The sequence below is a fragment of the Duncaniella dubosii genome (genome assembly GCF_004803915.1).
Classification (GTDB): Bacteria; Bacteroidota; Bacteroidia; order Bacteroidales; family Muribaculaceae; genus Duncaniella; species Duncaniella dubosii.
The window spans coordinates 238,315-250,180 of the sequence record NZ_CP039396.1 but is presented as its reverse complement, the minus strand read 5'-3'; the positions used below and the strand labels follow the sequence as shown (position 1 = coordinate 250,180).

General features: G+C 36.0%; 11 protein-coding genes. All 11 read right to left on the bottom strand.

Annotated features, from left to right (window positions below; all coding sequences use genetic code 11):
• Nucleotides 1-44: 44 nt before the first annotated feature.
• On the bottom strand, nt 45-1,040 hold the full coding sequence (locus tag E7747_RS01010; RefSeq protein ID WP_136413517.1) for an NAD-dependent epimerase/dehydratase family protein: 996 nt from the start codon (nt 1,038-1,040) through the stop codon (nt 45-47).
• Between the two features lie 14 nt (nt 1,041-1,054).
• A complete protein-coding gene (locus E7747_RS01005) occupies nt 1,055-1,873 on the bottom strand; it encodes a glycosyltransferase family 2 protein (RefSeq protein WP_123613113.1) in 819 nt (272 codons plus the stop codon).
• A 5-nt stretch (nt 1,874-1,878) separates the two neighbouring features.
• The gene (locus E7747_RS01000) at nt 1,879-2,838 is read right to left on the bottom strand and encodes a beta-1,6-N-acetylglucosaminyltransferase (protein WP_123613114.1); all 960 of its coding nucleotides are present in this window, start codon (nt 2,836-2,838) and stop codon (nt 1,879-1,881) included.
• Nucleotides 2,835-3,977 carry a polysaccharide pyruvyl transferase family protein gene (locus tag E7747_RS00995; RefSeq protein WP_123613115.1) on the bottom strand — a complete coding sequence of 381 codons (1,143 nt, stop codon included), beginning with the start codon at nt 3,975-3,977 and terminating at the stop codon, nt 2,835-2,837. The genes E7747_RS01000 and E7747_RS00995 overlap by 4 nt, the downstream gene beginning before the upstream one ends.
• On the bottom strand, nt 3,974-5,104 hold the full coding sequence (locus E7747_RS00990) for a Coenzyme F420 hydrogenase/dehydrogenase, beta subunit C-terminal domain (protein ID WP_136413515.1): 1,131 nt from the start codon (nt 5,102-5,104) through the stop codon (nt 3,974-3,976). Before E7747_RS00990 ends, E7747_RS00995 begins: the two co-directional genes overlap by 4 nt.
• On the bottom strand, nt 5,101-6,189 hold the full coding sequence (locus E7747_RS00985) for a glycosyltransferase (protein ID WP_123613117.1): 1,089 nt from the start codon (nt 6,187-6,189) through the stop codon (nt 5,101-5,103). The genes E7747_RS00990 and E7747_RS00985 overlap by 4 nt, the downstream gene beginning before the upstream one ends.
• 26 nt (nt 6,190-6,215) lie before the next feature.
• Nucleotides 6,216-7,409, bottom strand: a complete 1,194-nt coding sequence (locus E7747_RS00980) for an O-antigen ligase family protein (protein ID WP_123613118.1) — start codon at nt 7,407-7,409, stop codon at nt 6,216-6,218.
• A 22-nt stretch (nt 7,410-7,431) separates the two neighbouring features.
• Complete coding sequence (locus E7747_RS00975; RefSeq protein ID WP_394366334.1) at nt 7,432-8,697, bottom strand: lipopolysaccharide biosynthesis protein; 1,266 nt, start codon at nt 8,695-8,697, stop codon at nt 7,432-7,434.
• A 115-nt stretch (nt 8,698-8,812) separates the two neighbouring features.
• Nucleotides 8,813-9,829: an acyltransferase family protein gene (locus E7747_RS00970; protein ID WP_123613121.1), complete on the bottom strand. Its 1,017-nt coding sequence runs from the start codon at nt 9,827-9,829 to the stop codon at nt 8,813-8,815.
• A 59-nt stretch (nt 9,830-9,888) separates the two neighbouring features.
• On the bottom strand, nt 9,889-10,338 hold the full coding sequence (locus E7747_RS00965; protein WP_123613122.1) for a GIY-YIG nuclease family protein: 450 nt from the start codon (nt 10,336-10,338) through the stop codon (nt 9,889-9,891).
• 11 nt (nt 10,339-10,349) lie between these two features.
• Nucleotides 10,350-11,753 (bottom strand): nucleotide sugar dehydrogenase, encoded by a 1,404-nt coding sequence (locus E7747_RS00960; RefSeq protein ID WP_136413511.1) that lies wholly within the window; start codon nt 11,751-11,753, stop codon nt 10,350-10,352.
• Nucleotides 11,754-11,866 lie beyond the last annotated feature (113 nt).

The following is an 11,866-nucleotide window of genomic DNA, read 5'->3' as shown; positions in this document are numbered from 1 at the left end:
AGCAAAGCCAACGTTAATTGGTGTATGTCTTTATTTTGGGGAATTTATTCACTTATAAACTGTATGTCGTCCGTACGCGGATGGACAAACTCGAATTCCAGCGTGCGGGCGAGACCTTCGTCAAGAGTGAACGGTGCCTTAAATCCGCATGAGTGGGCTTTCTTGGCATCGAACTCTGTTGTGGCACAGAATTTTTTCACACGGACCGAAGATACAGTGAGTTTTTTGCCTGTAATTTTTGCAAGCACATCGAAACCGTAACCGCCGAGCATGCCGAGCCAGTAGGGGAAATGCGTCGCAGGGATGTGTTTGTTCAACACATTCGACACATGTGCCACGAGCTGGTTCATGTTGTTGTCGGGTTTATCGATGTAGTTGAACACATTGTAGCCTTTGGTGACATTGTCTATCAGATATTTTACGAATGCAACGATGTTGCCGACGTAGGCCATTGACTTCTTGTTCTCGCCCTTTCCTACCATGAGGAACTTGCCCGACGAAATCTGTTTGAGTAGGTTGTAGACATTTCCTCTGTTACGTTCTCCGAAGATGACTGTCGGACGGATGATGTCGATGTTCCAGTCTGGATGTGAGGCATACCATTTTTCCAGTACCTGTTCGGCCTGCCATTTCGATTTGCCGTAGTGGTTGAACGGATCTTTTGGATGGTTCTCGTCGGGATTCTTTTTGTTAAGGCCATAGACGGCCACGGATGAAAAGAAGATGATGCGCCTGCAGCCGTTCTTTTCCATAGCCCTGAGTGTCACTTCCATACCGCCGACATTCGTATCGTAATAAAGCGATACGGGCGTTACGTCGTCGCGGTGCTGCGCGGCAAGGAGGATTATGACATCAGCTCCTTTGAGCTCGCGGTCCATCTGGGCTTGCTCACGGACATCACCGATAACCGTGATGTCATTGAAAAAATGGCTCGGAAGAAGGTCGATGTTCTTACATTCATAGTTTTTAGAGTCCTCTTTCAAGAGGTCGATAAGTCTTGTGCCAACGAATCCGCTGCCACCGATCATTGCGATTTTCATAATTAAAATATTATTTATGAGCGTAGAAATTTAGAATATATTAGCGCTCGCATGTTGTTCGGCATTATATACACAGCTCCTCGAATTAAACTGGCCTTTATTGCACCGAAAGTGGAAATTAATCCTAAATTATGCAGCTTCCATTGAAAGCGTGCGCTGTCCTTCGCATATTTAAATCCTCCTCTGCGTTTGAACATTTCTGGTGATGTCCTAAAGTATAATAAAGGGATTTGTAAGTTGGCGAATGAAGCTCCATTTTTTATCATTCTTGCCCAAAGATACCAGTCTTCAAAGAGTGGAAAATGTTGATATCCATTTGCTCTTTCAACAGCCTTTTTTCGAAAAATTACGCACGGATGGTTTAATGGATTACGAGATTTAATATACCGGGCAACTTCTTCATGCGATTGAGGAACTTTTTTTATACTTTTTATGTTGGAAATATCATCCTGAAATTCAGCTATCCATCCACTTGAAATATCTGTTTTGGGATTGATTGTCATGAATTGAATTTGTTTCTCAAACCTTTCAGGAAAACATATATCATCCGTATCCATTCTTGCCACCAACTCATTGGAGCAGTGCTTTAAACCTTCATTCAAAGCTTTTCCAAGTCCTCCATTAACCGCCAAAGGAATTCTCTTGAATTGCGGATATTTGGTTTCATACTCATCAAGAACATGATAGAGTTCATCAGTAAGAGGTCCATCTTCCACCATCACCACTTCATCCGGAGGAAGCGTCTGATTGAATACACTGTCAAGACTTTGACGTAGATAATCGGGTCGTTCCTTATAGTAGAGCGACATCAAGACAGAAAAATTATTATCCATTATTATTAGAAGCTAATATTGTGATGACCTAGACGTTCATCCACATAGTCACATATTTGTTCATCTGATATTTTCCTGATAAATAAAATTCCGGGATTTTCGATACATTGATCAATTATGTCAGATTCTTCCAAAGTAATATCCTTGGGAGAACTGCTCCCATTATTTTCCCATGATATGTAGCGTAATATATTTCGGGATATTAGACTTTTATCCTCTACGACCTGATTAACTATAGTCGGAAAGAATATTTCATCAAGACATTGTGTATTCTTTGAATCTTCTAAAAACTCAGGATGGGAGTCACAATATTTAATGATTACATCAGTGGTTTTTCTTGTTAAGAAAAACCACAGATGTCCTCCACAGAGGACATCTGTGGTTTTTAGCCGTTTGGGATAAGCAAATAAAATATTCAATGCATTGAATATTTTATTTGGCTTATATCTTAATGTCTTGGCTATCTGTCGGAGGTTACCTATATCAAAACGTTTTGGTTCAATAGTCGCAATCTGTTTTGGTGTCAATCTCAAAGCATAACATTCTGTCCGCCTCCTACCACCTTCCAGCCAATGCCCCCCAGGAATTTCTAATGGATTATTACATGGAAGTGGATTTATTAAAATATGATCCTTTTGAGACACATTCAAAAAATCAGCAATATATTCAGGTCTTTTTACAGGATAATCAGACTCACTCAATAAACATACATAATCCCAATTACACGATTGTATTTCTTTCAATCCTTCGTACACCGCCAAGGCTAATTCAGGGCCTCCCCACGGTGTAGGGAAGCGAAATGAAGTAAAGTGAACATTTGAATATCTCCTGAGTCTACTGAAATCAAGTTTTGAATTTTTATCTACATGTATGAGGAACAAAGACCTCTCTGATTGTAGAGAAGTAACTATTCTCTCCACTATTTCAGGATTTTTGTAAATAATTAAAAAATATAAGACCTTCATAATCCTTTGAGACTTTCTTGCAAGAACCTAACACCTTTTTCCTTCTCAAATGCTATACGCCTTTTTACTTCTGTATAGTCTATTGACATAGATGCATCTATCAATTCAGAAGTAATCTTGCCGTTACTTGCAATGTTACAAATATCAAGTTTTGATAGGTAGTTATTAAGTCGACTGTCGTTCATTCCATTCACTGCGATAAAATTCTTTGAGAAAAGAGTACTGAATACAGCTAAATGAAATGATTTTCCTATTACGTATTTAGCATTTTTTACTAGATTCAAGAATTCAATTGGTCCACTACACAACTTCAAATTAAATCTTATGGATGGAATTATAGATCGTGTATTTATATTGCTAACGACTACGGGTAAGCCGGTTGCTTTTTTTAACTCCATGGCCTGAGTATAGACTTCCGACAAGTAGTAAGGATTATAAAGAAATATATATTCCCCTCTCACAATAGATTCTGAAGGAACAAGACTCTCCCATTCCTTTGATGAAAGTAATAGCGTCGGATCGGGGACAACTTCTGGTCTAATCTTACCGTCTGTCAAAGAGCTGATTGCACTTGCAGTCTTCTGCTCCCTAACTGAAATCGCATAAAATGAATTTAGCAACTCCCTTAAAAATTCTTTTTTTTGCATGTAGAGTTGCATTTGTGATGCTGGAGCGGTTCCCATACTTGCTGCATAAGAAATCTTACGAATATCACCATGGATAAAATCTAAAAAGTAGTTCCATGAAAAATCATATGCTGTTATATTCCATATTTGATCACTTCCGGCAATAATTGCATCATATTTCTTACTTAAAGCAGTATTCTCACTCAACTCATCAACTTGCATCGACAGAGATATATTATTGGCAAGGAATTCCTCAAAAAGCCTATATTTCATTTTTAAGGCTTTAAAAAAGGGAGCATACAAAATAGATAACAAAATTCTTTTTTTATCTTGATATTTCCATGGAGCCTTAAAATAATTATACTGCTCTATTTGTCGTATACTACGCATATTTATAGTCTCCACATAGTATTTATCTGATAATTTCATTATTGCTTGCTGAAGTGCATAATTCTGAAGCATTGATCCATAGTTATGGGCAGCATGAAATGTAATTATTCCAATGTTTTTCATTTTTTGATTCGATCGTAAAGTTTATATGCTGGAATTAAGAGACTATCCGATAAATAAAGAGACTGTTTCAAGGATAATCCTTTACTCATAAAAAAACGAAATATCTTACAACCAAAACTTTTCCGTGACGGATGTCTAAGTTGAGAATTTCCTGTAATAGCTTCTTCGACTGGACGAGCAACTAATGATATTTCAGAATTTAACTCCTCTATAATACCGTTCCCCTTTGGTGTTATAGGTAAGATTACAGAAACACCGTCTTTTATATCGTAGTTTTTAATAATATCTTTATCAAGTCCCCAGAAATCACCTATTGTAATGTCTGATACGCGTTCGGATTTAGCATAAGGACAAGTATAACAACTTTCACGGAATGTATATGATTTCAGGAAGGCTGTAAAGTACACATCAGTATATCTATCTTTCCAGACATAATTCTTATAAATAGACTGGCTTCCACTAATTATATTAAGACAAAAGCCATCTTCGCTCCTAAATTTCACTGTTGTCACAGGCTTATTACCAGCAATGTGTCTTATATGCGACTCAAATAAATACTGGGAAGGAACTCCATGACAAATAAGATCTACCATCAGGAGCTGTTCATAATCCTTCTTAAGATACTTTCTTAATGCGGCTACCTGACAAGGAGTACCGATAAACAGCACACGGCGACCAGCTATCAAATCCTGTTTAATCTGGCAATAGATTTTCCCAATTGAACTTTGCACATATTTCGATCCTTGAATTCTTACATATTCATCCAAATCCGCTATTCGAATATGTCTTATTTCTGCACCCTCAGATGTACATCCATACACTACTCCTCCTTGATTTAAAAAGTGTTTTGCCAATACACTACCTATGCCACCTGATGCCGACTTGATATGAATCTGTGAGTTATTTGCCCATGATGCAAATGAATTCTCAGGCGACTTGCACTTTGGTGGATTTAAGATAGGACATACATTCTCACACAGATGACATTCAATACACTTTTTTCGATCTATGACAGGATGACGATCTCCCATAGGACTCCTTGGTACCATTGAGATAGCATCTTTGGGACATACATCATAACATCCCCAACATCCTGTACATAAATTTTCTTGACAAAGTTTAATCATTTGTAATCTGTATTATTAGTGGATATCTTATCAATAGCACAAGAATATAAGTCAATTGATTGTTTGGCAATATTATCCCATGTAAATGGCTGGATATAGTTAAAAGCCCTAGAACTCATGACCTTTAAATCATCAGGGTACATATTAATCATTGTGAGAATAGCCTCTGCTAAAGAATTAGCATTACAATTAATAACTAAACCTGAATCTTTTACTATCTCTGCCATATTTGTCTCTTTAGTAATTATACATGGCATAGCGTAGCTTAACGCTTCTAAAATCCCGATAGGCATACCTTCAAATCTTGACGGTAATATAAACACATCTGAATCTTTAAAGGCTTTTTCTTTATCTTTCCCGAATACTGGTCCATTTATTGAAATCATATCTCCAAACTTAGCTGTATCTTGCTCCAATTGTTGAGTTAGACCTTGCCCATAAAAATTAAACACTGCTTTATCTGATATTTTTTCATAAATCATATCTAAAGCATTTATCAATATATCCAATCCCTTCTGTAGATAATCATATCGTCCCATAAATAGAAACCGTATTTTAGTTCCTAATTTTGGTTCATAGGGAATTTTTTGCGGTATAGTGATACCGTTATTAAGAATATATCCTGGAGCTAAATGAGAAAATTGATAATCATTTAATTTTTCATTCTCATTAAGATATATAATCCCACAGGAATTCTTAATAAACCTATTAACAAATAAGATATTTGCAAGCCACTTCTTTAATTTACCCTTATCTAACGACACTTTATTGGCAGCTCCGTGGAAAGTTATCAAATATGGAATATGATTTTTTCGACAATACCTCATAAATTTAAAATATTGAGGCTTATATATTGAATGAAAAATCACTATGTCAGGACTAAAAGTAGAAATATTTATTTTAAACTTATTATACGTTTCAATTACCTTAATGTGAGATTCTATTGGAATGACACAACGTGGAAATAAATGATAAACAAACACATCATGTCCCAACTGCATTTGTGCAATAGATAGATTCTTTACTACTTCTGTTATCCCATTATAATTCTCCTGACCTAAGTTGGCGATATGAATAATTTTCATTTTTTCTTCTATTAGATGAGATTTGACTAGAACTCTCGTATATTTGAATGAATATTTTTACTGGTGTGACACTCACTAATCACCAAGAAAAAGCCTTCCCAGAAAGGCAAAAATGGTATAGCGAAAAAAGTCAATGATTGCATTAGTAGAGCAAGAAAGAATCCTAGCGTCAACCAATCACGACTTCGATATAAACTATATAATAACATTAAAACTATAATCGTCAGAGTAATAAAAGGGAGCAATCCATTTTCATATATAATTGCAATCGGAGTGACATGTATTCTTATATTTGTCAAATAATGATTATCAATAAGTTCTTTTTTTAAAAGAATTGCAGAACTTTCTCTCTTATTATCCCCAGAAATTCTAGCATGATTCGTTATTGCATATCCAGCTCCGAACAACAGATACTCAGGTCTAAAAGAAATAGAAGCTATTGCTCCTGAAGCCTCTCGAAGTCTACTTTCAGAACTACCCTTATCCGTTGATTTTTTTTGTGCAAATCGTTCAACAACCAAGGTAAGCCCTTCACCATAATTATTGATCAATATACCTGAAAAAATTCCGCTCAGTACAATGACTGTATAAGCTGCTTTTCTATTGTTCTTATATAGTACATACAGATAAAATAGGCCAAAAACCAGTAATGATACTATACCTCCTCTAGATTGGGTCAAAATTGTAAAATATAATGAAAGTAATATACTTAAAATACAAATCAATTTATGATAAAAACCTCCTAAACTATAAGATTTCACACATATATAAATCCCCACAATCATGGCCATTACAAAATAGTTAGGATCATTGTATAAACCGGTAAAACGATAAGGAAGGCCAGGCCATGGAGCAAATATGAAACTAAGTATCAAAGAAATAAAATAAATATACGGGGATAGTCGAAAAAATAGTATTTTCTCAAGAGCTGAAAAAATGATAAAAGAACTCAATATCGCATACAATGAGAGCAATGGGAAAAAGACTTTAAATCCGCCCATTACTACAGAGAGCATTAATAAAAATGCAAATCCAGCAATATATTTAAGGTATCTATCATACTTAATCAAATTATTAAAATAACACAATCCAATTATTCCCATAACACCAACAGGTATATAAAATAATTTTATCGGCCCGATACTCCAAGCATTCAATATCTGCAATGGAAGAAATAATGAATAAATAAGATTGTAAAATCTATTATTTATTAAAAACATATATTCTCTACTAAAATTTTGGCTAATTAGAAATATTCTTAATAATCTGATGAAATTGGGTAAAGTATAGAACTGCACCTATACTATTTAAAATTAAAATACTTGTAATTACACCATTTATTCCGCATAAGTTACTTAGATAAATACTTAAAGGATAGTATAAAATTAAGATTATCGTGACATATCCGGATATAATGTTTAGTTTTCCTAGTCCGCATAAGAAATTTGAATAAGTCCAATTCCATATCGAGGAATAAGTGAAACAAGCCATGAGGACTGACATACTTAATGGAATAAAGACTTCATTTCCTATCCATAGAGAATATATCCATTTGGAAATAAGCACCATAAATACTAATCCTACGAGGAACAAAATGTTAATCTTAGAGATTCGTTTTGAACATGATCTAATCCATTCAATATCCTTTCTATGGTAAGCATCTGTTGTCGCAGACCAAACTGGTGTTATTATGATTCCAAAGATCAACAAAACAGTACTAAAATATCTATAAGTAATATTATATGGAGTGACTTCTTGCGGTCCAAATTGATGTGAAATAATAATATTAGATATCGACATTAAAACTACTCCACCAATCTGAATCATAAAAAATCTAATCCCTAACCCCATAAGCCCCCTTATCTCTTGTCTTTTAAACATTGTTATTTTAGGACGTAAATATGAATATTTACCAAAAAACATAATTGGATACGCTACCAGATAGACAATCAGCGGAGATAAAGTATACACAATAGCCACAATTAGTAAATCTCCGGTTGTCAATTTAGTAAGGAAATATATAATCAACAACGATAAAAAATGTCCACCTGTAGTCAGGGTGCTACTTAGAGCCGGCATTTGAAGTGCCAAAAAAATATTACCGATAAATTTAAAAATAAGAGTCAGGCAAAATAAGGTAAACGAAATCAACATAATACCATTAAGACCCTTAATCACATCTGGTGAAGTCCCCAAGATCTCATACCAATCAAAAAAATTATAACTAACAAATCCCAATATCATTACCCCTCCTATAATGATTGAAAGCATGAAAAAAGTCGTGCTGACATAACATTGACCTTTTTTTAAATCATTCTCTGCAAGCGCTATTGTCAACTTATTTCTAAGACCATTTCCCAGCCCAATATCAAATGAATTAAACCACACTAATATAGAATTTAAAGTCAACCATACCCCATATTCGTATGGATTTAAATATCCAAGAGTAATAGGTACTAATAGCAGATAAATCAAAGCATCGATACCTCTTATCAGAAAAGAGGCAATTATATTTTTTTCGCTTTGATACTACGTTGATCTCCCTTAAAAAAGGTTTTAAATGATAACATAGAATAATTCCCAATAATTAAGCAGAACCTTATAATATAGTTTTCATTTGTGATCAAGAAAGGAACTTTCGTCCGATCTTAAATCGGAAACATATATTAACGAATAAAACTGATAGAATTGTAGTGGTAATCAAGGCAAACCATGGTAAGAACATAGGATCTATATGTTCTGATAACGATGTATGATAGTACAACCAAAAAAGTATAAATTGATGTGCTATGTATATACCGAAACTATATCCAGCAATAAAAGTAATAATACTATTATCCTGAAAATATTTCTCAAATCTCAAAGCTAATCCATAAAAAAACATGATTCCTACAAATTGATACGGTAACGGTATAAGATGAATCAAAATTTGGAAAATTGGTCTACTATACCTATCCGAATGCCAGACATTATCCAAAATAGGATTCAAAATAATGAATAAAAGTATAAAACTAATTAAAAATACAACTAAATTTATTAATCTTATTGACATACAGTTATTTTTCGCGGTAATTAATCCAAAATAAAAGAACATTAGATAATATATTCCATTACCGATACCTAATGAGGGTAAATTCCATGAACAGATTGATATAATTACCACTATAGGAAATAGAATATGTTCAGGAAGTGGAATTCTAATTAAGAAATAAGAAAATACGAATACCCAAAATAGCATTGGTAAAAACCAAAGATGACCTTCGCCACAAAAGAATAGAAATAAGCCAATTGGTTTTATCAATTCTAATATGGAACCAAATGCCAGAATATATAGTATGCCAAAAACGAAAGTAGGTATAATTAGTTTTTTTAGTTTTTTTATAATTAATCCTTTTAATGTTATAACCTTTTTAGTTGTATATACCTGATGTCCCCAAATATGACCACTAATAAATACCCACATAGGAAGCATAAAGCTATATGACAGCTTGCCTATCCAACCATATAATGGAATATCAGGTACATTATCAGGTTTTATCCATCCTCCAGTATATATAGCGAAGGAGTGGTAGGTAAGTAAGAGCAAAATACACAGAGATCTTAAAATATCAATATATATGATTCGTGAACTATGTCCCATAGAATTTAAGTCCTATAAAATAAGTTAAACTTACTAACCGTGAATTAGATTAATGAATTTTACATCAATCTCAGCATATCTGTCACATGACCATCAATGTCTTCTAATAAAGTATTTGTTGTTATGTTTGGGGCAGGAAGTTTCCCATTATATTTATCTATATCATTAGTGTTACAGGGAGGCTTATAACGGAAGATCATATTTGCCTCAACATTTCTAATGTCATCTTCCAATGGTGCGACTAAATAATATATATCTTCACCCTTTTTACAATAGCGTAGCTTCCAATCTGTATGATCATCGATTGTATGATTATGCACGCGCTTGGCTATTGTCGTGTCATCTGCCATACCAATATAAAGTAATTTATTAAGAGACACATTTTTACCATTAAAATTACCCGTATAAGCTAAATAAATTCCATGTTCAAAAGGTATCAGATTCTTAGTAAGATCCTGGTACACTCCTTTTTCAAAATCTAGATGGATAGTTTTACGCTTTTGAGTCATATAAATAATTCTTAGTCTCGACTAAATAAATCTCGCGTATATACCCTCTCCTCGACATCGGTGAGGTCGGGGGAGGTGCGGTTGGCGAGGATGGCACGGGAGAGGCGTTTGAATTCGGCGAGGTCGTTGACCACGCGCGATCCGAAGAAGGTTGAGCCGTCCTCAAGGGTCGGTTCGTAGATGATTACGGTCGCGCCCTTGGCCTTTATTCGCTTCATCACACCTTGTATCGACGACTGGCGGAAGTTGTCGGAATTCGACTTCATGGTCAGACGGTAGACGCCAATCACGCAATTTCCTTCGGAATTGCGTGAAGTATCAAGGTTTAAGGATGAAGTATTAAGTTCTTTTCCTTCAGATTCACTTGGGGGATTAAGCTGTGAGTCTTTAGATGCCGGACGGAAGGTGTTATTGTCGTAGTAGTCATACCATCCGGCCATTTTCAACACTTGGTCAGCTATGAAGTCCTTGCGGGTACGGTTTGACTCGACAATGGCCGTCATCATGTTCTGTGGCACATCGGCGTAGTTGGCAAGCAGCTGTTTGGTATCCTTGGGCAGACAGTAGCCACCGTAGCCGAAGGAGGGGTTATTGTAGTGGGTGCCGATTCGCGGATCAAGACCGATTCCCTCGATTATTGCCTGCGAGTCGAGTCCCTTGACCTCGGCGTATGTGTCAAGCTCGTTGAAATAGCTGACGCGCAGGGCGAGGTAGGTGTTGGCGAAGAGTTTCACGGCCTCGGCCTCCTTCATGCCCATGAACAGCGTGGGGATGTCCTGCTTGATCGCGCCTTGTTGAAGAAGCGATGCGAATGTGCGGGCAGCCTGATTGAGAATCGGAATGTCGGCTATTGTATTAATCGCCTCATTTTCACTTGTATATTCGGCGTTGTCAATGAGCTTTGGTATACCTACTATTATTCGCGAGGGATAGAGATTGTCGTACAATGCCTTACTTTCTCTGAGAAATTCGGGCGAAAATAGGAGATTGAGCCTTTTTATTCCCCGTCGATAATATTTCAGATATAGAGAGCGACAGTAGCCGACCGGAATCGTGGATTTGATGATGATTACTGCCTCAGGAGCTATTTCAAGGGCTATGTCAATCACTTCTTCGACATGCGATGTGTCGAAATAGTTTTTGACAGGATCGTAGTTTGTCGGTGTTGCTATGATAATAAAATCTGCGTTTCGATAACCGTCAGATGGATTGGTTGTTGCGGTCAGGTCAAGTTTTTTTTCGGATAGATAACGCTCTATGCACTCGTCTTTGACGGGCGACCGTCGTTGATTGATGAGGTCGATTTTTTCGGGTATTATATCGACTGCTGTCACATGGTTCTGCTGGGCGAGTAGAGTTGCGATACTCATGCCGACATAGCCTGTCCCGGCTACGGCGATGTTATAACTTCCCATATAGCTTTTTTAACGATATCTTTTCCGTGGAGTCAACACTTTGTAGGCCTCCCTTGAATCAAGAACGTATGCTAACCTGACGGGTGGTTGTTGCCCGTCATTGTGGTGTCGGA

Bases quoted from the DNA above. Each gene is read 5' to 3' on its own strand.
- E7747_RS00990 (WP_136413515.1), bottom strand. From the start codon at position 5,104: ATGATTAAACTTTGTCAAGAAAATTTATGTACAGGATGTTGGGGATGT.
- E7747_RS00980 (WP_123613118.1), bottom strand. From the start codon at position 7,409: ATGTTTTTAATAAATAATAGATTTTACAATCTTATTTATTCATTATTT.
- E7747_RS01005 (WP_123613113.1), bottom strand. From the start codon at position 1,873: ATGGATAATAATTTTTCTGTCTTGATGTCGCTCTACTATAAGGAACGA.
- E7747_RS01010 (WP_136413517.1), bottom strand. From the start codon at position 1,040: ATGAAAATCGCAATGATCGGTGGCAGCGGATTCGTTGGCACAAGACTT.
- E7747_RS00970 (WP_123613121.1), bottom strand. From the start codon at position 9,829: ATGGGACATAGTTCACGAATCATATATATTGATATTTTAAGATCTCTG.
- E7747_RS00995 (WP_123613115.1), bottom strand. From the start codon at position 3,977: ATGAAAAACATTGGAATAATTACATTTCATGCTGCCCATAACTATGGA.
- E7747_RS01000 (WP_123613114.1), bottom strand. From the start codon at position 2,838: ATGAAGGTCTTATATTTTTTAATTATTTACAAAAATCCTGAAATAGTG.
- E7747_RS00960 (WP_136413511.1), bottom strand. From the start codon at position 11,753: ATGGGAAGTTATAACATCGCCGTAGCCGGGACAGGCTATGTCGGCATG.
- E7747_RS00965 (WP_123613122.1), bottom strand. From the start codon at position 10,338: ATGACTCAAAAGCGTAAAACTATCCATCTAGATTTTGAAAAAGGAGTG.
- E7747_RS00985 (WP_123613117.1), bottom strand. From the start codon at position 6,189: ATGAAAATTATTCATATCGCCAACTTAGGTCAGGAGAATTATAATGGG.